The 23,086-nt window shown below is 56.1% G+C and carries 24 protein-coding genes; 13 read left to right on the top strand and 11 right to left on the bottom strand.

Annotation, left to right across the window (positions count from 1 at the left end; all coding sequences use genetic code 11):
* The first annotated feature begins 1,154 nt into the window (after positions 1–1,154).
* Positions 1,155–1,622, top strand: a complete 468-nt coding sequence (locus tag INF58_RS09110) for a DUF3237 domain-containing protein (RefSeq protein WP_107534866.1) — start codon at positions 1,155–1,157, stop codon at positions 1,620–1,622.
* A 148-nt stretch (positions 1,623–1,770) separates the two neighbouring features.
* Here INF58_RS09110 and INF58_RS09115 read toward each other — a convergent pair whose 3' ends face one another.
* Both INF58_RS09115 and INF58_RS09120 read right to left on the bottom strand, forming a co-directional pair.
* Positions 1,771–2,226: a hypothetical protein gene (locus tag INF58_RS09115; RefSeq protein ID WP_064910863.1), complete on the bottom strand. Its 456-nt coding sequence runs from the start codon at positions 2,224–2,226 to the stop codon at positions 1,771–1,773.
* A 282-nt stretch (positions 2,227–2,508) separates the two neighbouring features.
* The gene (locus tag INF58_RS09120; RefSeq protein WP_107534868.1) at positions 2,509–3,390 is read right to left on the bottom strand and encodes a LysR family transcriptional regulator; all 882 of its coding nucleotides are present in this window, start codon (positions 3,388–3,390) and stop codon (positions 2,509–2,511) included.
* A 105-nt stretch (positions 3,391–3,495) separates the two neighbouring features.
* Between INF58_RS09120 and budA the strand changes: the two genes are divergently transcribed.
* The 5 genes from budA (at position 3,496) to INF58_RS09145 (ending at position 8,168) form a co-directional block, all read left to right on the top strand.
* Positions 3,496–4,275, top strand: a complete 780-nt coding sequence (gene budA / locus INF58_RS09125; protein ID WP_193527633.1) for an acetolactate decarboxylase — start codon at positions 3,496–3,498, stop codon at positions 4,273–4,275.
* Positions 4,247–5,968 carry an acetolactate synthase AlsS gene (gene alsS, locus INF58_RS09130; RefSeq protein WP_193527542.1) on the top strand — a complete coding sequence of 574 codons (1,722 nt, stop codon included), beginning with the start codon at positions 4,247–4,249 and terminating at the stop codon, positions 5,966–5,968. Before budA ends, alsS begins: the two co-directional genes overlap by 29 nt.
* A gap of 20 nt (positions 5,969–5,988) precedes the next feature.
* Complete coding sequence (locus tag INF58_RS09135) at positions 5,989–6,759, top strand: (S)-acetoin forming diacetyl reductase (RefSeq protein WP_193527543.1); 771 nt, start codon at positions 5,989–5,991, stop codon at positions 6,757–6,759.
* 132 nt (positions 6,760–6,891) lie between these two features.
* Complete coding sequence (locus INF58_RS09140) at positions 6,892–7,365, top strand: cold-shock protein (RefSeq protein ID WP_045260739.1); 474 nt, start codon at positions 6,892–6,894, stop codon at positions 7,363–7,365.
* Between the two features lie 107 nt (positions 7,366–7,472).
* Positions 7,473–8,168 (top strand): GNAT family N-acetyltransferase, encoded by a 696-nt coding sequence (locus INF58_RS09145; RefSeq protein WP_193527544.1) that lies wholly within the window; start codon positions 7,473–7,475, stop codon positions 8,166–8,168.
* Positions 8,169–8,215: 47 nt separating this feature from the next.
* Here the strand turns inward: INF58_RS09145 and INF58_RS09150 are convergent, their stop codons facing one another.
* From INF58_RS09150 to INF58_RS09160, 3 genes are all read right to left on the bottom strand, one after another.
* Positions 8,216–8,434 carry a YgdI/YgdR family lipoprotein gene (locus tag INF58_RS09150; RefSeq protein WP_107534873.1) on the bottom strand — a complete coding sequence of 73 codons (219 nt, stop codon included), beginning with the start codon at positions 8,432–8,434 and terminating at the stop codon, positions 8,216–8,218.
* Positions 8,435–8,887: 453 nt separating this feature from the next.
* Positions 8,888–9,691 carry a PhzF family phenazine biosynthesis protein gene (locus INF58_RS09155; protein WP_193527545.1) on the bottom strand — a complete coding sequence of 268 codons (804 nt, stop codon included), beginning with the start codon at positions 9,689–9,691 and terminating at the stop codon, positions 8,888–8,890.
* Positions 9,681–10,349, bottom strand: a complete 669-nt coding sequence (locus tag INF58_RS09160) for a transcriptional regulator (protein ID WP_193527546.1) — start codon at positions 10,347–10,349, stop codon at positions 9,681–9,683. The genes INF58_RS09155 and INF58_RS09160 overlap by 11 nt, the downstream gene beginning before the upstream one ends.
* A 178-nt stretch (positions 10,350–10,527) precedes the next feature.
* On the opposite strand from INF58_RS09160, the gene INF58_RS09165 reads away from it, so the two are divergent.
* Positions 10,528–10,884 carry a hypothetical protein gene (locus INF58_RS09165; RefSeq protein WP_193527547.1) on the top strand — a complete coding sequence of 119 codons (357 nt, stop codon included), beginning with the start codon at positions 10,528–10,530 and terminating at the stop codon, positions 10,882–10,884.
* 53 nt (positions 10,885–10,937) lie between these two features.
* Here INF58_RS09165 and INF58_RS09170 read toward each other — a convergent pair whose 3' ends face one another.
* Complete coding sequence (locus INF58_RS09170) at positions 10,938–11,303, bottom strand: hypothetical protein (protein WP_131797697.1); 366 nt, start codon at positions 11,301–11,303, stop codon at positions 10,938–10,940.
* A gap of 422 nt (positions 11,304–11,725) precedes the next feature.
* Entirely contained in the window at positions 11,726–12,058 is a 333-nt protein-coding gene (locus INF58_RS09175) for an SMR family transporter (RefSeq protein ID WP_063866011.1), read from the bottom strand.
* Between the two features lie 301 nt (positions 12,059–12,359).
* On the opposite strand from INF58_RS09175, the gene INF58_RS09180 reads away from it, so the two are divergent.
* On the top strand, positions 12,360–12,812 hold the full coding sequence (locus INF58_RS09180) for an SgcJ/EcaC family oxidoreductase (protein ID WP_193527548.1): 453 nt from the start codon (positions 12,360–12,362) through the stop codon (positions 12,810–12,812).
* Between the two features lie 40 nt (positions 12,813–12,852).
* Here the strand turns inward: INF58_RS09180 and betA are convergent, their stop codons facing one another.
* The 3 genes from betA to betI are packed head-to-tail and all read right to left on the bottom strand — an operon-like array spanning position 12,853 to position 16,604.
* Positions 12,853–14,517: a choline dehydrogenase gene (gene betA / locus INF58_RS09185; RefSeq protein ID WP_193033296.1), complete on the bottom strand. Its 1,665-nt coding sequence runs from the start codon at positions 14,515–14,517 to the stop codon at positions 12,853–12,855.
* 13 nt (positions 14,518–14,530) lie between these two features.
* The gene (betB, locus tag INF58_RS09190) at positions 14,531–16,003 is read right to left on the bottom strand and encodes a betaine-aldehyde dehydrogenase (protein WP_193527549.1); all 1,473 of its coding nucleotides are present in this window, start codon (positions 16,001–16,003) and stop codon (positions 14,531–14,533) included.
* A 13-nt stretch (positions 16,004–16,016) separates the two neighbouring features.
* Positions 16,017–16,604 carry a transcriptional regulator BetI gene (gene betI / locus INF58_RS09195; protein WP_023334836.1) on the bottom strand — a complete coding sequence of 196 codons (588 nt, stop codon included), beginning with the start codon at positions 16,602–16,604 and terminating at the stop codon, positions 16,017–16,019.
* A gap of 128 nt (positions 16,605–16,732) precedes the next feature.
* Between betI and betT the strand changes: the two genes are divergently transcribed.
* The 5 genes from betT (at position 16,733) to INF58_RS09220 (ending at position 22,410) form a co-directional block, all read left to right on the top strand.
* Positions 16,733–18,766, top strand: a complete 2,034-nt coding sequence (gene betT, locus INF58_RS09200; protein WP_063449428.1) for a choline BCCT transporter BetT — start codon at positions 16,733–16,735, stop codon at positions 18,764–18,766.
* A 242-nt stretch (positions 18,767–19,008) separates the two neighbouring features.
* Entirely contained in the window at positions 19,009–19,920 is a 912-nt protein-coding gene (locus INF58_RS09205) for a metal ABC transporter substrate-binding protein (RefSeq protein ID WP_193033294.1), read from the top strand.
* A gap of 2 nt (positions 19,921–19,922) precedes the next feature.
* The gene (locus INF58_RS09210) at positions 19,923–20,729 is read left to right on the top strand and encodes a manganese/iron ABC transporter ATP-binding protein (RefSeq protein ID WP_193527550.1); all 807 of its coding nucleotides are present in this window, start codon (positions 19,923–19,925) and stop codon (positions 20,727–20,729) included.
* A complete protein-coding gene (gene sitC / locus INF58_RS09215; protein ID WP_193527551.1) occupies positions 20,726–21,574 on the top strand; it encodes an iron/manganese ABC transporter permease subunit SitC in 849 nt (282 codons plus the stop codon). The genes INF58_RS09210 and sitC overlap by 4 nt, the downstream gene beginning before the upstream one ends.
* The gene (locus INF58_RS09220; RefSeq protein ID WP_193527552.1) at positions 21,571–22,410 is read left to right on the top strand and encodes a metal ABC transporter permease; all 840 of its coding nucleotides are present in this window, start codon (positions 21,571–21,573) and stop codon (positions 22,408–22,410) included. The genes sitC and INF58_RS09220 overlap by 4 nt, the downstream gene beginning before the upstream one ends.
* Here the strand turns inward: INF58_RS09220 and entD are convergent.
* Positions 22,346–23,038, bottom strand: a complete 693-nt coding sequence (gene entD, locus INF58_RS09225; RefSeq protein WP_193527553.1) for an enterobactin synthase subunit EntD — start codon at positions 23,036–23,038, stop codon at positions 22,346–22,348. The two genes, INF58_RS09220 and entD, sit on opposite strands and share 65 nt — an antisense overlap.
* Positions 23,039–23,086 lie beyond the last annotated feature (48 nt).

Consider the following 23,086-nt stretch of genomic DNA (forward strand, 5'->3'; position numbering starts at 1 on the left):
ATATTCAACACATTTATAACTTTGAATGTTGAATCCTGAGTGATAAAAATCTATATGATAATAAAATGTTGCTTTCATTCTCTGTTTTTTAACAATATTTAAACGTCAGAACATTTATCTAATTAAAGTTTCTTTATGGATTTATATAAAAAACAACCAAAAATTATCTTAATTTTCAATGACTTGTGATTATCAATTAAAGGCGTTAAGCCATATCCTAACCAGGTGGATTTAGGAATAGTCAAAACAGCGCGTTAAATCCGCTTAAAACTCTGGCAACATAAATGAATCTAAATTAACAAATGGTAACCCCGAACAATATCTTGCAACATGGTTAGGAGAATAATCTATTCAAATCAGCAGGTTACCTGCATGTGAGCGAGGTCATTATTTCCCCATATCGGTAACCCTCTAAAAATCTCCTGGATCAACATCCAGGACTGAACATATATAAAGGAAAAATGACCATACCTGTGCCACAGCTGTCTGGCGTAGGCAACTATATAGTCAACAGTGTAAACATTTCACGGACTGATATCATTACGCCAGGGTATTAATAATATTTTAATAATCATCTTTAATTGAATGATGATTGAATGCGCGCGCGTAGGGTGAATAAGTGATTAGTTAATCGCTTTGAATTACGTATGGGCTCCCGTTGTATACCCGCCCTTTGTAAAAGGTTATCCGTGCGCTGCTTTACACAAAACAGTTCATTGCATTCAACAAAGTTTCTTTTACTAACATCAAAATAATTGGGGGAGCTTAGTTCTGTATAGGTGAGAACAGGGTGGTTGCCCAATTTAACAAGGGTAACAGTGCATTTTTCGCCATTTCACCCGTCATTATGCGCTGCACGCTGCTGCTTCAGATAAGCGGAATTCTCGCATGCTTTTCGCCATGTTGCTGACCTGAACCCAGACGGTCTTAAGATTTTCTGAGCATAACTGCGCTTTAAAGCATAGGCCGGATCGTAATAACCTTGTCCGCCCTGGATTTTTGAAAAAGGTTTAACACGGTTTCCCTGTGGGGTGTTGTGACTGTAGTTGTTTTTTCAACAACCTTAATGATTTAAATATGTGATGAAATCAATTCACATTTTGCGCTATTTTGTGTGTGGCTATTGCTATAGAGTGAAGTCTCAGGAGGATCTCATGGAGCCAAAACTCGAATTTTCTTTCAGTGTTGATATTGTTGTCGATCGGCCGATCGTTGTTTCTAACTCTCCTGTGACAGGAAAGCGTCAGTTAATACCTATTTTGAGTGGAAAAGTTTCCGGGGGACTAACGGGTGAGGTTCTGCCTGGTGGTGTTGATAGTCAGATCATAGAGCCTAATGGAGTCTGCCGACTTTCTGCAAGGTATGCTTTAAAGGTCTCAGAAGGGACAATTTATATTGAAAATAACGGTATACGCAAAGTGCCAGCAGAGTTTACACATTTGCTTTTTACCGAGGACATGAGTTTTTTCAATCACATTTTACCCTCTGACATTTATTTTAAAACGGTGCCTGTTTTTGAGGTCGATTCGCCTGAACTTGAATGGCTGAGGACATCAATTTTTATCTGTTCTGCAAGCCGTACATCTGATGGTGTAAAGCTAGATTTTTATCGTGTGAGCTGATTTCCGTCTCGTATATTTTTGACTACTCCCCACCGTAACCTTTATAGCAGTGATGGGACTAAGAATTGACAGGCTCTCCGTGGGATAAACCTGCCCGCCCGGGAGTTTACATATTACCCAGTAGTATTACGTTCTCCCATCACCCGCCTCAGTGCGCCGTTATATAAGGCTCTTTCACAAACTCCGCCAGCAGCCAGACCATATCATGCAACAGCCCGGTGAGTTCTTTCGCCACGCTCGCAGGCAACGTCCCGCCCATCACCGCCAGCGTTAACGCCACGGCATAATCCACCTGTAGCGCCGTTTCTTGCCAACATTCCGGCACGCAGGAGGCGATCTTTTCCCCCGCAATGAGCCGTTCAACCAGATACGGCGGAAGTGCCGAGTCACAGCATTCGCGCAGCCGCTTCAGCGTAGCCAGCAGTCGCTCGCATAGCGTGGCAAATGTCACTGCGTCGTCAGTTTCCACCAGTACGCTTACGTAAGCGGCGCAGGCATCGGCCAGTTCGAAGAGATCCGCAGAGTCGGAAATTGGGTGGTTGATGAGCTGATGAACAGCACTTTCCTCAGAAAGCGCGTAGGAAAATTCAGGGGTAGTCGCCATTTAGCATCCTCTTGGTCCAAACATGTTATGTCATGCTAACGGGTTCCTACGCCCGGTTGCGGATGTGCCGCAACGCAGGCACTTTACGACCGCGGAGAAGGGATGAAAAGGGATAACCATGAATTACATAAGGTTGCTTGCAGGTTTGCGAGGCGGCTTCCAGAAAGGCATTGCCGGGTGGCGGCTACGCCTTACCCGGCCTACAAAACCCAAAGCCCCAACCCGCGACACGAACCGTAGGCCCGCGCAAGCGCAGCGCCGCCGGGCACAGCCGCACCGTAGCTACCCCTCGCTCATCATCGCCAGAAACCGCTTCACCGTCCGCGAGCGTTCAAACCGCCGCCAGCAGAGCGCGATATCGGTATAAAGCTCCGGTGAGCGCAGCGCATGATAGGTGACATTCGGCGGCGAAATAGCGGCCATGGATTTCGGCACCAGCGCGAACCCGCCGCCGGCGGAGACCATGCTCAGGGAAGAAGAAAGTTGTGAAGATTGCAGCATGTGCTGCATATCGATTCCGGCCCGCTCGCAGCTGCCGTAAACGCGGTCGTACAGCCCCGGCGCGACCTCCTGCGGGAACAGCACCACCGGCGTATCCCGAAGTTCCTCCAGCGCCAGATCGCCGCATGTCGCCAGGGGATGATCGCGATGCAGCGCCACCACCATTGGCTCCCGGTCGAGGATTTTTAATTCGAACACCTTGCTGCTTTCGCACGGCAGGCGCACAAAGGCGATATCCAGCTCACCCTCCGCCAGCATCGTGGTCAGCGAGGACATGTTGGCTTCCACCTGATGAACCTGCACCGCCATGTTCTGCACCTGAAACTGGCGGATCAGGGCGAAGATCTTGGGATGAAAGGCATCCGAACTGGTAATGCCAATCGACAGGCTGCCGTTCAACCCGCGCGCGATGCCCCGGGCCTTTTCCAGCGCGGCGTCGCTCAGCGCCAGGATCTTACAGGCGTCCTCATAGAAGGCTTCTCCCGCCTCGGTCAGCTCCACGCCCCGCGTCAGGCGCCTGAACAGCGGCGTGCCCACTTCCTCCTCAAGCCGTTTGATCTGCTGGCTCAGAGGAGGTTGTGAAATACCCAGCGCGTTGGCCGCCCTGGTGAAGTGTCGCTCGCGTGCTACCGCGACAAAATAGCGCAGATAACGAAGTTCCATATCAAAAACGTCTCAAACCAGCATGGATTCTATATTGGAACTCTCTGCTGAATCGGGTCAACATTTATTTAACCTTTATAAATAAAGTTGAAGAGGACGAGCATGATGATGCATTCATCTGCATGCGACTGTGAGGCGAGTTTATGCGAGACCCTGCGCGGGTTCTCGGCTCAACATCCTGACAGCGCGATCTATCAGACATCGCTAATGAGCGCCCTGCTAAGCGGCGTGTACGAAGGGGAGACCACCATCGCCGACCTGCTGGCACACGGTGATTTTGGCCTCGGCACCTTTAACGAGCTGGACGGCGAAATGATTGCCTTCAGCAGCCAGGTGTACCAGCTGCGCGCCGACGGCAGCGCCCGCGCCGCGAAGCCGGAGCAAAAAACGCCGTTCGCGGTGATGACCTGGTTCCAGCCCCAGTACCGCAAAACCTTTGACGGGCCGGTCAGCCGTCAGCAGATCCACGACGTGATCGACCAGCAGATCCCCTCCGATAACCTGTTCTGCGCGCTGCGCATCGACGGCAACTTCCGCCATGCCCACACCCGCACCGTTCCGCGCCAGACGCCGCCGTACCGGGCGATGACCGACGTGCTGGACGACCAGCCGGTGTTCCGCTTTAACCAGCGCGAGGGCGTGCTGGTGGGGTTCCGTACCCCGCAGCATATGCAGGGGATAAACGTGGCGGGCTATCACGAACACTTCATCACCGACGACCGACAGGGCGGCGGCCATCTGCTCGATTACCAGCTGGAAAGCGGCGTCCTCACCTTCGGTGAAATCCACAAGCTGATGATTGACCTGCCTGCCGACAGCGCGTTTTTACAGGCCAACCTGCACCCCAGCAACCTTGATGCGGCTATCCGCGCCGTCGAAAACTAACAGGAGAACTACCGTGAACAGTGATAAACAGTCACGTCAGTGGGCGCACGGCGCCGATATGGTTGTCGGCCAGCTGGAAGCGCAGGGCGTGAAGCAGGTGTTCGGGATACCGGGGGCGAAAATCGACAAGGTTTTTGACTCCCTTCTGGACTCCTCCATCGAGATCATTCCCGTACGCCACGAGGCCAACGCGGCGTTTATGGCGGCGGCAGTGGGGCGGTTGACCGGCAAAGCCGGGGTGGCGCTGGTCACCTCCGGACCGGGCTGTTCAAACCTGATCACCGGTATTGCCACCGCCAACAGCGAAGGCGACCCGGTGGTAGCGCTGGGCGGGGCGGTGAAGCGGGCAGATAAAGCCAAGCTGGTGCATCAGAGCATGGACACCGTCGCAATGTTCAGCCCGGTGACGAAATACGCCGTAGAAGTAAACTCCCCGGACGCGATTGCCGAGGTGGTGTCCAACGCGTTTCGCGCCGCCGAGCACGGCAGGCCGGGCGGGGCGTTTGTCAGCCTGCCGCAGGATATTGTCGACCAGCCCACCACGGGGGCGATCCTGCCCGCCAGCGGTCCGGCGCTGATGGGCCCGGCACCGGAATCCGCCATTAACGACGTGGCGAAGCTTATCGAAAAGGCCAAAAACCCGGTCATCTTACTCGGCCTGATGGCCAGCCAGCCCGCGAACAGCGCCGCGCTGCGCAAGCTGCTGGAGAAAAGCCGTATCCCGGTCACCAGCACCTATCAGGCCGCCGGGGCGGTCAATCAGGAGCACTTCACCCGCTTCGCCGGGCGCGTCGGCCTGTTTAACAACCAGGCGGGCGACCGGCTGCTGCATCTGGCGGACCTGATTATCTGCATCGGCTACAGCCCGGTGGAGTACGAGCCTTCTATGTGGAACAGCGGCGACGCCACGCTGGTGCACATTGACGTGCTGCCCGCCTATGAGGAGCGCAAGTATGTTCCCGATCTGGAGCTGGTGGGGGATATCGCCGCCACGCTGAACCTGCTTGCTAACCGGATCGATCGCAAGCTGGAGCTGAGCCAGCGTGCGTCAGAAATTCTGGTCGATCGCCAGCATCAGCGGGACCTCCTCGACCGCCGCGGCGCATCGCTTAACCAGTTTGCCCTGCATCCGCTGCGCATCGTGCGCGCCATGCAGGACATCGTGAACAGCGACGTGACGCTCACCGTCGATATGGGCAGCTTCCATATCTGGATCGCCCGCTACCTCTACAGCTTCCGCGCGCGTCAGGTGATGATCTCCAACGGTCAGCAAACCATGGGCGTGGCGCTGCCGTGGGCGATTGGCGCGTGGCTGGTCAACCCGGGGCGCAAGGTCGTGTCAGTCTCCGGGGACGGCGGCTTTTTGCAGTCGAGCATGGAGCTGGAAACCGCCGTGCGCCTCAACGCCAACGTGCTGCACATCATCTGGGTGGATAACGCCTACAACATGGTGGCGATCCAGGAAGAGAAAAAATACCAGCGTCTTTCCGGCGTGGAGTTCGGCCCGGTCGACTTCAAAGCCTATGCCGACGCGTTCGGCGCAAAAGGTTTTGCCGTCGAGAGTGCCGACGCGCTCGAATCGACGCTGCGTGCGGCAATGGATGTCGACGGCCCGGCCGTGGTGGCCATTCCCGTCGACTACAGCGATAACCCGCTGCTGATGGGCCAGCTCCATCTCAGCCAGATTTTGTGAATCAACATAAGGACAGAGAAATGCAAAAAGTGGCTCTCGTAACCGGCTCCGGCCAGGGGATTGGCAAAGCGATCGCGCTTCGTCTGGTGAAGGATGGTTTTGCCGTCGCTATCGCCGATTACAACGAAGCGACGGCGAAAGCGGTTGCCGATGAAATCATCCGCAGCGGCGGGAAGGCCGTCGCCGTGAAGGTCGACGTCTCTGACCGCGAGCAGGTGTTTGCGGCCGTGGAGAAAGCCCGTACCGAGCTGGGCGGCTTCAACGTCATCGTCAATAACGCCGGGGTTGCGCCGTCTACCCCCATCGAATCCATCACCCCGGAGATTGTCGACAAAGTCTACAACATCAACGTGAAAGGGGTGATCTGGGGCATTCAGGCCGCGATTGACGCGTTCCGCAAAGAGGGGCACGGCGGCAAAATCATCAACGCCTGCTCCCAGGCGGGGCATACCGGTAACCCGGAGCTGGCGGTATACAGTTCAAGCAAGTTCGCGGTACGCGGCCTGACCCAGACGGCCGCGCGGGATCTCGCCCCGCTGGGGATCACCGTTAACGCCTACTGCCCGGGCATCGTCAAAACGCCGATGTGGGCGGAGATCGACCGTCAGGTCTCCGAGGCGGCGGGCAAACCGCTTGGCTATGGCACGGAAACCTTTGCCAAACGCATCACGCTTGGCCGTTTGTCCGAGCCGGAAGACGTGGCCGCGTGCGTCTCTTACCTTGCGGGGCCAGACTCCGACTACATGACCGGCCAGTCCCTGCTGATTGACGGCGGGATGGTGTTTAACTAAAAAATAACGATAAGCTCTGACATGAACTTTCCCCTGCTCCCGTGCAGGGGCTTTTTTTGTCTCCTCAGCCATTGTGGATTACACTGCGCGCTGCAAAACTTTAGTCTTGAGATCTGACAGGCGGTAACAGCGATGAACGGTACAATCACAACGTGGTTTAAAGATAAAGGCTTTGGATTTATCAAAGATGAAAACGGCGACAACCGCTATTTTCATGTGATTAAGGTCGCCAACCCTGATCTGATTAAAAAAGATGCGGCGGTGACCTTCGAGCCAACCACCAACACCAAAGGCCTTTCCGCGTATGCGGTGAAGGTGATCCCGGAGAGCAAGCATCTCTATATCGCGGGCGAGCGCGTGAAGCTCACCTCGATCAAGTCCTTCGTGGTATTCAGCGAGGAAGAGCCCGTTGAGACCAAAATCGACAAAGAGAACGCGGTGCTCTCGGTGGGGCTGCTGATGAACAGCATCAAACCAAAATCCGACAAGAAGCCGGGCGAAATGCGTACGGTGAAGAAGCTGGCGATCACCACCTTCCAGAACACGACGATGATCTTTACCGAAGATGAAATCGACATCGACGCCACGGTAAAACTGCTGAAGTAATCTTATGCCGGGTGGCGGTTCCACGTTACCCGGCCTGCATTTCCTCTCTTTTCGTCCGCTTTTTAACCTGCTATAACACACTCCTTACCTTTCAGGGAGTCATCGCCGTGCCCGAAATCAATCAACATGGTCAAACCGTTAACGATATCGTCCCGGACTGGAAATGCGCCCGCGCGCTGGCCCGCACCGCGCTCGTTGGTCAGTATTGTCGTCTGGAGCCGCTCGATGCCGATCGCCATTCCGCGGATCTGTATGAAGCGTATGCCCTGGGCGACGACAGCGACTGGACGTGGCTTGCCAGCAGCCAGCCCATGAGCGTGGAAGCCACCGCGCACTGGGTGCTCGGCAAAGTGCTGGATGACGATCTGGTGCCCTATGCCGTGATTGATTTGCGCACCGAGCGCGCCGTGGGGCTGGTCTGCTACATGGCGATAGAGCGGTTCCAGGGCTCGGTGGAGATCGGCCATGTGACCTGGTCGCGCAGAATGAAAGGTACCCGCATTGGCACCGAAGCGGTGTGGCTGCTGCTGAAAAATGCCTTCGAGCATAAATACCGTCGGCTGGAGTGGAAGTGCGATTCGATGAACACCGCCTCACGCAACGCGGCGGAGCGGCTGGGGTTTGTCTGGGAAGGACGTCTGCGCCAGAAGCTGGTGCGTAAGGGGCGTAACCGCGACAGCGACATGCTCTCTATTATTGACGGCGAATGGCCGCAGAGGGACGCGGCGCTGCGCGCGTGGCTGGCAGCAGAGAATTTTGACGCGCAAGGGCATCAGATTAAGCAGCTTGAGGCATTGCGCTAGAACGGTATCGCGGGCAGAGCGCAATGCGGCTGCTCTGCCCACGAACGTTATTTCTCGATCATCTGGATAATTTGGTCGCGGTTGATAGCATGTTCATTGCCCGCAACGTCCTCATAGGTAATTAAACCGTTGTCATCATCGACTTCCGGCTTTCCGTGGGTAATAATCATTTCGCCATTTTTCTTTTGTAATACGTAGTCGCTGGAGCACCCTGTAACCGTCAGGGTCATCAGTGCCAGACTCATTACTGCTGCTAAATTTTTCATCTTAATGCCTGTAATTAAAAAGACCACCGGGGCCGAATAAGGTTACTGACATTCACCTCATAAAAAGGGAGATATCAGTAACACTGTATATATTAAAAACATAAACAGGAGCGTCACAATAACAACGCGACGTTCAAGGGGCGTAACGGCCGCTTTAGATCTTTCATCTGGTTTCGTTGACATGATTTTCTCTCATTTAGCCTGCGAGCGTTAGACTAAGCCGTGACCACGCCAGTAATAGCGTGCCAGTGACAAATAAACAGCAAAAAAGCAGTTCAGGATGATATACCTGCGTAATGACAACGTTATTTATTTTTCCCGAGCGCCAGGTTAAGCGTAAGGCGACATGAATAGACCTCACGCTATTTAATAAAATATAAAGCGTTTATGATAATTCGCAGCAGTAACCCGACTGGATCCTTTCACCCACGTTTACGCAGCACGTCCGTGTGCTTACAGAATAAAGGTTCCTTCAATCATCAGGCACGCTTTGCCTGAGAGCTCGACGCGTCCGTTGTCCTTAACATGGCAAATCAGTTCGCCTTTACGGCTTCCGCCCTGTTGCGCGCGCAACGTCTTCTTCGACAGTTTTTCGCTCCACAACGGTGCCAGAAAGGTGTGGGCAGAACCCGTCACCGGATCTTCATTTACTCCCACCTGCGGGCCGAACCAGCGGGAGCGAAAATCGAAGGTGCGTGAGGCGGCAGTAACCACCACGCCGCGCGTGTTAAACCTTTCCAGCGCGGAAAAATCAGGCTTCAGCGCATCCAGCCTGTCTTCATCATCAATGACGACGATGAGATCGGACGCCTGCCAGGTTTCTCCGGCGTTTTCCTCCAGCCCTAGCGCCTTAAACAACCCTTCCGGAGCGGTAATGCGGGACGGGATCGCCTGCGGGAAATCCAGCGTGTATTGCTCACCATCCGAGGTGACGTTCAGCTCGCCGCTGCGGGTGAAAAAACGCACGCTTTCAGAGGCGTGGTCACGGCTCAAGAGAACGCTCGCAGCGGCAAGCGTCGCATGACCGCAAAGATCCACTTCCACCGCAGGGGTGAACCAGCGAAGCGCGAAGCCGTCGTCCTGCTTAACCACAAACGCGGTCTCGGAAAGATTGTTTTCCGTAGCGATACGCTGGAGAACATGCGCGTCCGGCCAGGCGTCCAGCAGGCAGACGGCCGCGGGATTGCCCGTAAAGGGACCGTCAGAGAAGGCGTCAACCTGGTAAAACGGAATGCGCCGGGGACTGTTATTTTTCACCCATCACCTCAAGATCGTTATAAACCGTATAGCGCGTCACGCCCAGGGCCTGTGCCGCGTGCTGGACGCCACCCCGCATTTTGAAAATGCCTTTCGCATGCATTTCAGCGACTATTTTAAGCCGCTGCGCTTTCTGAACCTTTTTGCCCGGGACCGAATGTTTATCGATGATTTCCTGGATTGACTGCTCGATGATGCCGCCCAGGTTCATATCCTGCGGGTCTGAATCGGCAAGCGGGCTGCCCGTAATCGCGTCCAGGCACTTGCGCATTTGCTCGTAAGGAGAGGTATCGATATTGATGCAAAAGGCCATCAACGGTACGCCTTCCTCGCTGTAGTAAATTGTCGAGGCGCTGCTCAGGATCCGTCCGGACGCCGTGACGGTTTTATAATTTTTTACCGTGACCGGGGTGCTGTCTTTGCTGTTTTTAAGCAGCAGGGCAAATCCTTTGTCTTTTTCCGGGCCGGACAAAAGATTGTCACCCGCTTGTCTGCCGCTGACGTGCCCGTTGATGATTTTTACCACGGACTGCTCTGGCATGGTGAGGTTGTGCAGGACTATCTCATGGTTCGCCGACAACGTACCTGCAAGCGCTTCCATTGCCGCTTCCAGCGGCCCGGAAATCAGTTCAATCTGTTTGGCGTAATCTGATTTCATCGTTGTTCCTTTATGTTTGGCATGGTCAGATGTCGTGCTTAAAACCTCACTTAGCTTAAAATATATCGATAGTGTTTAATTATCAACAAAAAGTTGATAAAAGCGTCGCTTGCGCGTAGATTTAATGCCGTACCAGGCGGTTAAAGAGACCGTAACCAACTAATGCTTAAAGGATAAAATGAAATTTCTGACTGTGATTGTGGCTGTTTCGCTGCTGACGGCATGCCAGCTGGTACGTCCCTTTGGCAATGCGACCACCTATAAACCTTTTACCGTATCAGCGCATCCTGGACTGGATGGACGATATCACTGTATGCGAAGCGCGCTTGAGGCCGAAGGCTATGAGGTGGAATACATCTTCCCCGAGCGGGATACGCCTAACTTTTTTGATATCTCCAGGGGGAACCGGCTGATTGCCCAGGTTGATATGACTCATACCACAGGGGCAAACTTTCTGGATATTACGCTTATATCGGGGTCAAAGCAGACTAATGAAGAGCTTGGCCGGGCAATTGCACCCTGTGTCAGCAGATGAGCATCCATTAAATAAAAAAGCCTCTGGTGAAAGAGGCTCAGGGGTTCGTATTCTCAGCGGTTTTGAAGGGCATGACGCGTTTTGCCGTGAGGGCAGGACTTGAAAATGCAGCGGGTTGTGGTCGTACAATACGGATTTTCAGGTTCTCTGTCTCCCGGACAGCTGGACATATTGTGCATTACCCGCCAGAGCGTTGGGCTGTATTTATCAATCTGAATAATGTTCACCGAACGTAGTTTCCCGGAAATAACAAAGCCTTTGTTACTAACCTTAATGTTATCTCCCGGCTTGATAAGATAGTCGCCATTATACCAGAGCAGATATTTATGATTATGTTGTGTAACTATTTTAGTGAAAAACGTTCCAGTAATAGGGCTGACAATCGTCCCTAACGAAATCCATAATTTTGTTGTTTCCACTTATTTACCTTTTTAACAAATAATATACTCTTTGAAAGCAGTTTAGCTACCTCCGTAAAGAGTACATAATAGATATTGCCTATCCATCGGATTAACGCCGATATGCATCGAATAAATCTTCTGTCAAATATATCGTCAATAATTTACATTAATAAAACTTTGCGTTGAAATTTTCACAAAAACGTCTTCACGGTGTTGATGCAGGCGAAGGATATAGGGGAGTCTGATTAATGCTCATCCCAGAGAGACAGCACCTCCTCGACGCTTCTTACCCCATCGCGAAAGAAATTAACATGACGCTTTTCGATATAAAGAATTTCAAGCGTTAACACCAGAAAGAGAAACACAACGAAGCAGATTAAAAGATTTTTGATCATAAAGTATACCGGGCGACGTGATACCTGACGGGATAAAGCTGCCGCTCAGTGTCCTGTTGAATTCGAAAACAGATTTATCACCATCACGCCGGCAATAATAAGGCCTATTCCTGTCAGGGCCGCCATATCCAGCTTTTGACCATAAATAATCCATCCTGCCAGGCTAATCAGTACGATCCCGGCCCCTGACCACACCGCATAAATAATTCCCGTTGGGATTGTTCTCATGGGGATGGTTAATGACCAGAACGCAATGATGTAAAACATCACCGTGATGAGGGAGGGCCACAACCGGGTGAAGCTGTCGGATAGTTTTAATGCCGTCGTCGCAATGACTTCAGATGCTATTGATAATAAAAGAAAAAGATAGGTATTCATTCAGCTGCCTGTTTTTTGATACTCCGGTTTCCCAGGTGGGGGGAAAAATATTATCAACAATAAGTTGTAAATTAAACTCATTGTTTAATTTGTGTGAGCCAGCGCACCTTCTTTGGCCTGAAGGACGGCAGCCGGAGAATGGCTGAGGGGAGCAATCAGAGGACGTTCACTCGATTGGATATAATTTGACCTAATTTGTCGTTCTGTAAAAAACGTAATAATAAGTAATGGATATTGTCACGCAGCGGGATAATCGGGATAGTGCGCTTCACAGGAAAAAACCACATAAGGAAAATGGTTTATGAAAACGTTCGTTTCTCTTACCGTACTTCTCGGGATTGCCTCAACTTCTGCTTTTGCCGCGACCGCGCCTGACTGCGTAAAAGCGGATAATCAGCAAATTGAAGCGCTTTTTGATAAATGGAATGCTTCACTCCAGACGGGAGATGCCCATAAGGTCGCGGAGAATTACCTGAGCGATGCGGTTTTGCTGCCGACCATATCCAATCAGGTCCGGCTGACCGATCAGGAGCGCGTGGATTACTTCCAGGATTTTCTGAAGAAGAAGCCGTTCGGGAAAATTGATAGCCGCACCATTCGTCTCGGCTGCAATAAAGCGATTGATACAGGGACCTACACGTTTACCTTTGCCGATAAAACGTCCGTGACCGCACGTTATACCTTCACCTACGCGTGGGATGGAAAAGCGTGGAAAATTTCATCGCACCACTCTTCAGCGATGCCAGAAGGGTAAATTCTGTCCCCCTCGCCCTGGCGGGGAGAGGGGGAATGTCTTATCGGCGAACCGGCGCGCCGTTCGCCACGTAATACGCCGCCGTGCTCTTCGCCAGCGGCTCGCGCCCGCGAATGGCATCAGCAATTTTCTCACCGATCATAATCGTGGTAGCGTTCAGGTTGCCGGTAATAATCTGCGGCATGATCGACGCATCCACCACGCGTAATCCTTCCAGCCCGTGAACGCGGCCTTCACCGTCAACCACCGCCATCTCGTCGTAGCCCATTTTGCAGGTGCCGCACGGATGGAAGGCGGTTTCAGCATGGTTACGCACGAACTCGTCCAGCTGTTCGTCGGTCTGGCATTCGACGCCCGGGCTGATTTCACGACCACGGTATTTGTCCAGCGCCGGCTGGTGCATGATCTCGCGGGTGATGCGGATCGCGTCGCGGAACTCCTGCCAGTCCTGCTCGTGGGACATATAGTTAAACAGGATCGCCGGATGCTGGTGCGGATCGCGAGATGTAATGCGCACGTGCCCGCGGCTCGGGGAGCGCATGGAGCCGACGTGGCACTGGAAGCCGTGTTCCTTCACCGCGTTCGAGCCGTTGTAGTTAATCGCCACCGGCAGGAAGTGGTACTGAATGTTCGGCCACGCGAACTCCTCGCGGCTGCGGATAAATCCGCCCGCTTCGAAGTGGTTGCTCGCACCTACGCCGGTGCCGCCAAACAGCCACTCCGCGCCAATCTTCGGCTGGTTCCACCATTGCAGGGCAGGGTAGAGGGAAACCGGCTCCTTACATTCATACTGGAGGTACATCTCCAGGTGATCCTGCAAGTTTTCCCCCACGCCGGGTAAATCATGCACCAGCGGGATATCGAACTGCTTCAGCAGCTCAGCGTTGCCCACGCCGGAACGCTGGAGGATCTGCGGAGACGCAATGGCGCCTGCGCACAGGAGAACTTCTTTATTCGCCGTCGCTTTTGACGGAATGGTGCTTTCACCTTCCAGCCACTCAACGCCCGCCGCGCGCTTGCCGTCAAAAATAATGTGATCGGTCATGGCGTGGGTACGGATGGTCAGGTTAGGACGCGGTTTTGCCTGGTCCAGATAGCCGCGCGCGGTGCTGGCGCGTCGGCCCTGCGGCGTGACCGTGCGGTCCATCGGGCCAAAGCCTTCCTGCTGGTAGCCGTTGAGATCGTCGGTGCGCGGATAGCCCGCCTGCACGCCTGCTTCCACCATTGCTTCAAACAGCGGGTTCACACCCGGCTTAGAGGTGGTGACGCTCACCGGACCGTCGCCGCCGTGGTAGTCATTCGGCCCCACGTCGCGGGTCTCTGCCTTGCGGTAGTAGGGCAGACAGTTGAGATAGCTCCAGTGCTCCAGACCCGGTGCTTTCGCCCAGTTGTCCAGATCCATCGCGTTGCCGCGCACGTAGCACATGCCGTTGATCAGCGACGAGCCGCCCAGCCCTTTTCCGCGTCCGCACTCCATGCGGCGGTTGTTCATGAAAGGCTCTGGCTCGGTTTCATACGCCCAGTTGTAGCGCTTGCCCTGGAGCGGGAAGGCCAGCGCGGCGGGCATCTGGGTGCGGAAATCAAAGCGGTAGTCCGGCCCGCCCGCCTCAAGCAGCAGGACGGTGGTGTTCGGATCTTCAGTCAGTCGTGTAGCCAGTACGTTGCCGGCAGAGCCGGCCCCGATAATGATGTAGTCAAATTGCAAATAAACCTCCCGGTTAAAATATGGACTGGAATTTACCCATCTCAACCTGGATGGACTTCACCTGGGTGTAGCTCTGAAGCGTCATCACGCCGTTTTCGCGGCCAATGCCGGAGTGCTTGTAGCCGCCAACCGGCATCTCCGCGGCGGATTCACCCCAGGTGTTGATCCAGCAGATGCCCGCTTCGAGCTGATGAATCGCGCCGTGGGCGCGGTTCAGATCGGCGGTGACGATGCCCGCCGCCAGACCGTAGTCGGTGTCGTTGGCGCGGCGAATGGCTTCTTCATCGCTTTCATAGGTGAGGATGGACATCACCGGGCCGAAGATCTCTTCGCGCACGATGGTCATCTCGTCGGTGCAGTCGGTGAACACGGTCGGGGCTACCCACGCGCCGTTATCAAACCCGTCGCCCTTCAGCACGTCGCCGCCGCACAGCACGCGCGCGCCTTCTTCTTTGCCTTTGGCGATGTAGCGCATCACGCTGTCGCGGTGCGGGAAGCTGACCATCGGGCCAAAGTTGGTGTTTTCATCGAACAGCTCGCCCGCGCGGATGCGGCCCACGCGCTCTACGATTTTCTGTTCAAACGCGGCCTTATATTTTGCAGGCACGAACACGCGGGTGCCGTTGGTGCACACCTGTCCGGAACTGAAGAAGTTAGCCATCATGGCGATGTCTGCGGCGAGATCCAGATCCGCATCGTCAAACACTATCAGCGGAGATTTGCCGCCCAGCTCCATCGTCACCTCCTTAAGGGACGAGGCTGCGGAGTTAGCCATCACCTTTTTGCCGCTGGCGACGCCGCCGGTGAAGGATACTTTGGCAATGCCCGGATGCTCGGTCAGGTACTGGCCGGTTTCCGCGCCCACGCCCGGCAGGACGTTAAACACGCCGTCCGGCAGGCCCGCTTCGGTGTAGATTTCCGCAAGCTTCAGGGCGGTGAGCGGCGTCACTTCGCTCGGCTTGAAGATCATCGCGTTGCCCGCCGCCAGCGCCGGGGCGGATTTCCACAGGGCGATCTGGATCGGGTAGTTCCACGCGCCGATGCCCGCCACCACGCCCAGCGGCTCGCGGCGCGTGTAGACGAATGAGGTGTCGCGCAGCGGGATCTGGCTGCCTTCCAGCGCCGGGATAAGCCCCGCGTAGTACTCCAGCACGTCCGCGCCGGTGACGATGTCGACGGTCGAGGTTTCAGAAAACGCCTTACCGGTGTCGAGGGTTTCAAGCTTCGCCAGCGCGTCGTTGCGCTCGCGCAGGATATCGACGGCGCGACGCAGGATGCGCGAGCGCTCCATGGCGGTCATCGCCGCCCAGATTTTTTGCCCGCGCGTTGCGCTCGCTACGGCGCGGTCCACGTCTTCACGCCCGGCGGCCTGCACGCTCGCCAGAACTTCACCGTTGGCCGGGTTGATGGTCTCGAAGGTGCGACCGCTGGTGGCGGATGTATAACCACCATTTATATAAAGCTGCTGTTCTGCCATTCGGGACATGCTTCCTCCTCGGTTATTCGGTCGGTAAATGCTGGCTGATAAAGTGGCTGGTGAGCGATTGCGCGAGGGTTTTGTCCAGCGGTTTGCCGCTCAGCGCGGCGCGCAGCCACAGCCCGTCAATCAGCGCGGCGAGCCCGTAGCCCGCCTCTTCAGCCTGTTCACGCGGCAGCTCGCGGCGGAACTCGTACACCAGGTTTGAGAGCAACCGGCGGCTGCTGACCTGCTGCAAACGGTAGAGCATCGGCTGATGCATGCTGCTCGCCCAGAAGGCCAGCCAGGCCTTCATCGCCGCGCCGCTGACCTGGGTTTCATCAAAATTGCCGCCGACAATCGCCTGCAAACGCTGCTCCGCGCTGCCGTTCGGCAGGGCGCGTAAGCGGCTTAATACCGCGTCGCGCAGCTGGCCGGTGATGTCGCGCATGGTCGCTTCCAGCAGGCCGTTTTTATCTTTGAAATAGTGGCTGATGATCCCCGTGGACACGCCCGCCCGACGGGCGATCTGCGCGATGGTTGCGTCATGCATTCCCACTTCATTTATTGCTTCCAGCGTGGCGTCGATAAGCTGCCTGCGCCGGATCGGCTGCATCCCCACTTTGGGCATTTTTGCCACTCCATTCATCAGCGTTGGTAATCTATTAAAGCGGTTTTTGATTGGACGTTCAATATAAAATGTGTCTTAATTGTTGCGATTTTGGATTTCAATAGTTACAAAAACAGTGGGGATACTGGATGACAGACCTTTCACAAGACAGAGAAAAAGACAAAATCAACCCGGTCGTTTTTTATACGTCCGCCGGGCTGATTTTGTTGTTTTCCCTGACGACCATTTTCTTTAGCAATTTTTCTGCCGAGTGGATTGGCCGCACCCTGAACTGGGTGTCGAAGACCTTCGGCTGGTACTACCTGCTGGCGGCGACGCTCTATATCGTCTTCGTGGTCTGCATTGCCTGCTCGCGCTTTGGCTCGGTGAAGCTCGGGCCAGAGCAGTCCAAGCCCGAGTTCAGCCTGCTGAGCTGGGCGGCAATGCTGTTTGCCGCGGGCATCGGCATCGACCTGATGTTCTTCTCGGTAGCCGAACCGGTCACGCAGTATATGCAGCCGCCGGAAGGGGCGGGGCAGACGATGGAAGCCGCGCGACAGGCGATGGTCTGGACGCTGTTCCACTACGGCCTGACAGGATGGTCGATGTATGCCCTGATGGGGATGGCGCTCGGATACTTTAGCTATCGTTATAATTTGCCCCTCACCATCCGCTCCGCGCTGTACCCAATTTTCGGGAAAAGAATTAACGGCCCGATTGGCCACAGCGTCGATATCGCGGCGGTCATTGGCACCATCTTCGGCATCGCGACGACGCTCGGCATTGGCGTGGTCCAGCTCAACTATGGGCTGAGCGTGCTGTTTGATATCCCGGATTCGATGGCGGCGAAAGCAGCGCTGATTGCGCTCTCGGTGATTATCGCCACCATTTCGGTGACCTCCGGCGTGGATAAGGGCATCCGCGTGCTCTCTGAGCTAAACGTGGCGCTGGCGCTGGGTCTGATCCTGTTCGTGCTGTTTATGGGCGACACGTCGTTCCTGCTCAACGCTCTGGTACTGAACGTGGGGGACTACGTGAACCGCTTCATGGGCATGACGCTGAACAGCTTCGCCTTTGACCGCCCGGTGGAGTGGATGAACAACTGGACCCTGTTCTTCTGGGCATGGTGGGTCGCATGGTCGCCGTTTGTCGGCCTGTTCCTGGCGCGTATTTCGCGCGGGCGCACCATTCGTCAGTTTGTGATGGGCACCCTGATCATCCCGTTCACCTTTACCCTGCTGTGGCTGTCGATTTTCGGCAACAGCGCGCTGCACGAGATCATCCACGGCAACGCAACCTTTGCCCAGGAAGCGATGGCGCACCCGGAGCGCGGCTTCTACAGCCTGCTGGCGCAGTATCCGGCGTTTACCTTTAGCGCCTCGGTAGCGACTATTACCGGCCTGCTGTTTTACGTCACCTCGGCGGATTCCGGCGCGCTGGTGCTTGGGAACTTCACCTCAAAGCTGAAGGACATCAACAGCGACGCGCCGAACTGGCTGCGCATCTTCTGGTCCGTCGCCATCGGCCTGCTGACGCTCGGCATGCTGATGACCAACGGCATTTCGGCGTTGCAGAACACCACGGTGATCATGGGCCTGCCGTTCAGCTTTGTGATCTTCTTCGTGATGGCCGGGCTGTATAAATCGCTCAAGGTGGAAGACTACCGCCGCGAAAGCGCCAGCCGCGACACCGCGCCGCGGCCGATGGGCGCCCAGGACCGGCTGAGCTGGAAGAAACGCCTGTCGCGCCTGATGAATTACCCGGGCACGCGCTACACCAGCCAGATGATGGAAACCGTCTGCTTCCCGGCGATGGAAGAGGTGGCGCAGGAGCTGAAGCTGCGCGGTGCGTACGTGGAGCTGAAAAACCTGCCGCCGGAGGAGGGCGAAACTCTGGGGCACCTGGATCTGCTGGTGCACATGGGCGACGAGCAGAACTTTGTCTATCAGATCTGGCCGCAGCAGTACTCGGTGCCTGGGTTTACCTACCGGGCGCGCAGCGGGAAATCAACCTACTACCGGCTGGAGACGTTCCTGCTGGAAGGGAGCCAGGGGAATGATTTGATGGATTACAGCAAGGAGCAGGTGATTACGGACATTCTGGACCAGTATGAACGGCACCTGAACTTTATCCATCTGCACAGGGAAGCGCCGGGGAATAGCGTGATGTTCCCGGATGTTTAAGTAATGACAAACTCCTTTAATTAAAAATCCAGCCATTTTTATGCCTGGTGGCGCTGCGCTTACCCGGCCTACAAAACTCCAAAACTGCTTTTCCGTAGGCCTGATAAGCGAAGCGCCATCAGGCACGCCCTTCATTGACATAACTTTAATGATAACCATTTTCATTTAAATATAGCCTGTGCTATACCTTATAGCACGGGCTAATTTTGCTTTGAATTTAACCACCTCAGGAGACTTCTGCGATGCACCCACTGCAAGGATTAAAGCGTCTGTTGCTCGGCGCGCTGCTCACGGCTACCACCAGCACGGGCGCGCTGGCGGCTGAAAAGTTCCAGGTCATCACCACCTTTACCGTCATCGCGGATATGGCGAAAAACGTGGCGGGGGATGCCGCAGACGTCACCTCCATCACCAAACCGGGCGCTGAAATCCATGAGTACCAGCCGACGCCGGGGGATATCAAACGCGCGCAGAAGGCGCAGCTGATCCTGGCGAACGGCATGAATCTGGAGCTGTGGTTCCAGCGTTTTTATCAGCATCTGAACGGCGTGCCGGAGGTGATTGTCACCCAGGGCATTACCCCGATGGGCATCAGCGAGGGGCCGTACGACGGCAAGCCCAACCCGCACGCGTGGATGTCGCCGGACAACGCGCTGATTTACGTAAATAACATCCGCGACGCGCTGGTGAAGTACGATCCGGCGAATGCGCAGACGTATCAGCGCAACGCTGACGCCTACAAGCAGAAGATCGTCGCGACCCTCGAACCGCTGCGCAAGCAGGTGGCGGCTATCCCGGAAGACAAGCGCTGGATGGTGACCAGCGAAGGCGCCTTCTCCTATCTTGCGCGGGATCTGGGCATGAAGGAACTTTACCTGTGGCCGATCAACGCCGATCGGCAGGGGACGCCGCAGCAGGTGCGCAAGGTGATCGATCTGGTGAAGAAACATCGCATCCCGGCGGTATTCAGCGAAAGCACGGTATCCGATAAGCCGGCGCGTCAGGTGGCGCGGGAAACCGGCGCCCACTACGGCGGCGTGCTGTACGTCGACTCCCTGAGCGCGGAAAACGGCCCGGTGCCGACCTATATCGATCTGCTGAACGTCACCACCCGCACGCTGGTGCAGGGCATTCGCGACGGCATGAAGGAGTGACCATGCAAAAGGGGATTGTCGTCACGGACGTGACCGTGACCTACCGCAACGGCCACACGGCGCTGCGCAATGCGTCGTTCAGCGTGCCCGGCGGATCGATTGCCGCGCTGGTGGGGGTGAACGGCTCCGGCAAGTCCACGCTGTTTAAGGCGGTGATGGGCTTTGTGCGGGCGGCGAGCGGCAGCATCACCCTCCATGGGCTGCCGCCTCACCGGGCGCTGCGCCAGAACCTGGTCGCCTATGTGCCGCAGTCGGAAGAGGTCGACTGGTCGTTTCCGGTGCTGGTCGAGGACGTGGTGATGATGGGCCGCTACGGGCATATGGGATTTCTGCGGCGGCCTAAAGCGCAGGATCGGCAGATCGTAACCGACGCCCTGAAGCGCGTGGATATGCTCGAGCTGCGCCATCGGCAGATTGGCGAGCTCTCCGGCGGGCAAAAGAAGCGCGTCTTCCTGGCGCGGGCGATTGCCCAGCAGGGCGAGGTGATCCTGCTCGACGAACCGTTTACCGGCGTGGACGTTAAAACCGAAGCCAGAATCATCAGCCTGTTGCGCGAGTTGCGCGACGAGGGCAAAACCATGCTGGTCTCGACCCACAATTTAGGCTCTGTCACGGAGTTTTGCGATTACACGGTGATGGTCAAAGGCACCGTGCTGGCGAGCGGTCCGACGGAAACCACCTTTACCGCCGAAAACCTTGAGCGCGCCTTCAGCGGCGTGCTGCGCCACGTGGTGCTCAGCGGCTCGGAAGATCGCATTATTACTGACGACGAGCGCCCCTTCGTGACGCACCGGCAGGAGGCCAAATGAACGCGCTTCTCGAACCCTTCAGCTATGAGTACATGCTCAACGCGATGTGGGTCTCGGCGATGGTGGGCGGGCTGTGCGCGTTTCTCTCCTGCTACCTGATGCTCAAAGGCTGGTCGCTGATCGGCGATGCGCTCTCGCACTCCATTGTGCCGGGCGTGGCGGGCGCTTACATGCTCGGGCTGCCGTTCTCGCTGGGGGCGTTTTTATCGGGCGGGCTGGCGGCGGGCAGTATGCTGTTTCTCAACCAGCGCAGCCGCCTGAAGGAGGATGCCATCATCGGGCTGATCTTCTCCTCCTTTTTCGGGCTGGGGCTGTTTATGGTCTCGCTCAACCCGACCTCGGTGAATATTCAGACTATCGTCCTCGGCAATATTCTGGCTATCGCCCCGGAGGATATCGTCCAGCTGGCGATTATCGGCGTGGTGTCGTTGGTTATCCTGCTGTTCAAATGGAAAGATCTGATGGTGACCTTTTTTGATGAGAACCACGCCCGCGCCATCGGCCTGCGCCCGGCGCGCCTGAAGGTTCTGTTCTTCACGCTGCTGGCGGTCTCCACCGTGGCGGCACTGCAAACCGTCGGCGCGTTTCTGGTGATTTGCCTGGTGGTTACGCCCGGCGCAACCGCGTGGCTGCTCACCGACCGCTTCCCGCGCCTGCTGATGATTGCCGTCGCCATTGGCAGCCTCACCAGCTTCCTCGGCGCGTGGGCCAGCTATTATCTGGACGGCGCCACCGGCGGCATTATCGTGGTCGCCCAGACGCTGCTGTTCCTGCTGGCGTTCGTCTTTGCGCCGAAGCACGGGCTGCTCGCCAGCCGCCGCCGCGCGAAGGAGGCACACCCATGATGGCGCTGCTCCTTGAACCCTTCCAGTTTGCGTTCATGAATAACGCGCTGCTGATTTCACTTCTGGTGGCCGTACCCTGCGCGCTGCTGTCGGTTTTTCTTGTGCTGAAAGGCTGGGCGCTGATGGGCGATGCCATGAGCCACGCGGTGTTTCCCGGCGTGGTGCTGGCGTGGGTAATGGGCCTGCCGCTGGCGGTGGGTGCATTCGTTGCCGGTCTGTTCTGCGCGATCGCCACCGGCTACCTGAAGGACAACAGCCGGATCAAGCAGGATACGGTGATGGGGATTGTTTTTTCCGGGATGTTCGGCGCCGGGGTGATCCTCTATATCGCCGTCAAGCCTGAGGTGCATCTCGACCACATTCTGTTCGGCGATATGCTGGGCATTAACGGGATGGACATTCTGCAAAGCGGCATCGTGGCGGGGATGATTGCGCTGGTGATTGGCCTGAAGTGGCGCGATTTCCTGCTGTTCTGCTTTGACTATCAGCAGGCGCAGGCGAGCGGACTGCGCGCCCGCTGGCTGCACTACGGCTTACTGTGCATGGTCTCGCTGACCATCGTGGCGACGCTGAAGGCGGTGGGGATCATTCTGTCGATTTCGCTGCTGATTGCCCCCGGCGCGGTGGCGGTGCTGATCGCCCGACGCTTTCACATGGCGCTGCTGGTGGCAGTGGCGGTGTCAGTACTGGTGTCGGTCAGCGGCGTGTATGCCTCGTTTTATCTCGACAGCGCGCCCGCGCCGACCATCGTGGTGCTGTTCGCGGTGGTGTTTATCGTGACGTTTGTGGTGACCAGCGTGAAGGCGCGTCGGCAGGAACGTGTGACAGCAGGGTGATCGCCTGCTCGCCGTGCTGCTGCCAGTGCAGGGTGAAGGCGGTGCCTTCGTTAAAGCCTGCCAGTTGACGGGTCAATGCCAGCGTAAGCGTCTTATCGTCGAGCAGGGTAACGTGGGCGCTGTCAAAACCCATATATGCCTGCACCTGGGGAAAGAGGGCCTTGAACAGGCTCTCTTTGGCGCTGAAAACCAGCGTCAGGGCGAGGGCGAACGGGTATCCCGAGTGGGAAAACACGCGCTCTTCATGGGCATCTATAATGCCATCTTTGATTTCCCTTGCTTCATTTTCGGGCAGAATGGTTTCGCAGTCGATGCCGATGAGCGCGTGTCGATCGCGAACCACTACCGCCATGGCCTGGGTGCCGCTGTGGGTGATGCTGCCGGAAATTCCGTCCGGCCAGAGCGGTTCCCCGCTGGGGCCGATGGCGGGAACGGTGTGGTCAGGCAAGGCGTGCGCGGCGGCGATGCGTCCTGCCAGATGGTCAGCCTTGCGTTTACGTCCGGCGTCAGCGAGCTGGGCGTGATGAGGAAGCCAGAGGAGATCGGCGTCGGTGAAGGTGCTGGAATCGAAGGTGATGCGGTGGAGGGTGAGGCCGGCGAGAGAAAATGTGCTGTGGGTGGTGTGCATGGTTTTTCCCCTCACCCTGACCCTCTCCCCGGCGGGGAGAGGGAAGGA

Source organism: Enterobacter cloacae complex sp. P24RS, from assembly GCF_014982165.1.
GTDB lineage: Bacteria > Pseudomonadota > Gammaproteobacteria > Enterobacterales > Enterobacteriaceae > Enterobacter > Enterobacter quasihormaechei.

Bases quoted from the DNA above. Each gene is read 5' to 3' on its own strand.
- betI (WP_023334836.1), bottom strand. From the start codon at position 16,604: ATGCCCAAAGTGGGGATGCAGCCGATCCGGCGCAGGCAGCTTATCGAC.
- sitC (WP_193527551.1), top strand. From the start codon at position 20,726: ATGAACGCGCTTCTCGAACCCTTCAGCTATGAGTACATGCTCAACGCG.
- betB (WP_193527549.1), bottom strand. From the start codon at position 16,003: ATGTCCCGAATGGCAGAACAGCAGCTTTATATAAATGGTGGTTATACA.
- INF58_RS09210 (WP_193527550.1), top strand. From the start codon at position 19,923: ATGCAAAAGGGGATTGTCGTCACGGACGTGACCGTGACCTACCGCAAC.
- betT (WP_063449428.1), top strand. From the start codon at position 16,733: ATGACAGACCTTTCACAAGACAGAGAAAAAGACAAAATCAACCCGGTC.
- INF58_RS09110 (WP_107534866.1), top strand. From the start codon at position 1,155: ATGGAGCCAAAACTCGAATTTTCTTTCAGTGTTGATATTGTTGTCGAT.
- INF58_RS09180 (WP_193527548.1), top strand. From the start codon at position 12,360: ATGAAAACGTTCGTTTCTCTTACCGTACTTCTCGGGATTGCCTCAACT.
- INF58_RS09115 (WP_064910863.1), bottom strand. From the start codon at position 2,226: ATGGCGACTACCCCTGAATTTTCCTACGCGCTTTCTGAGGAAAGTGCT.
- INF58_RS09175 (WP_063866011.1), bottom strand. From the start codon at position 12,058: ATGAATACCTATCTTTTTCTTTTATTATCAATAGCATCTGAAGTCATT.
- INF58_RS09160 (WP_193527546.1), bottom strand. From the start codon at position 10,349: ATGAAATCAGATTACGCCAAACAGATTGAACTGATTTCCGGGCCGCTG.
- INF58_RS09140 (WP_045260739.1), top strand. From the start codon at position 6,892: ATGAACGGTACAATCACAACGTGGTTTAAAGATAAAGGCTTTGGATTT.
- INF58_RS09120 (WP_107534868.1), bottom strand. From the start codon at position 3,390: ATGGAACTTCGTTATCTGCGCTATTTTGTCGCGGTAGCACGCGAGCGA.
- alsS (WP_193527542.1), top strand. From the start codon at position 4,247: ATGCGGCTATCCGCGCCGTCGAAAACTAACAGGAGAACTACCGTGAAC.
- INF58_RS09205 (WP_193033294.1), top strand. From the start codon at position 19,009: ATGCACCCACTGCAAGGATTAAAGCGTCTGTTGCTCGGCGCGCTGCTC.
- budA (WP_193527633.1), top strand. From the start codon at position 3,496: ATGATGCATTCATCTGCATGCGACTGTGAGGCGAGTTTATGCGAGACC.
- INF58_RS09165 (WP_193527547.1), top strand. From the start codon at position 10,528: ATGAAATTTCTGACTGTGATTGTGGCTGTTTCGCTGCTGACGGCATGC.
- INF58_RS09135 (WP_193527543.1), top strand. From the start codon at position 5,989: ATGCAAAAAGTGGCTCTCGTAACCGGCTCCGGCCAGGGGATTGGCAAA.
- INF58_RS09220 (WP_193527552.1), top strand. From the start codon at position 21,571: ATGATGGCGCTGCTCCTTGAACCCTTCCAGTTTGCGTTCATGAATAAC.
- entD (WP_193527553.1), bottom strand. From the start codon at position 23,038: ATGCACACCACCCACAGCACATTTTCTCTCGCCGGCCTCACCCTCCAC.
- INF58_RS09150 (WP_107534873.1), bottom strand. From the start codon at position 8,434: ATGAAAAATTTAGCAGCAGTAATGAGTCTGGCACTGATGACCCTGACG.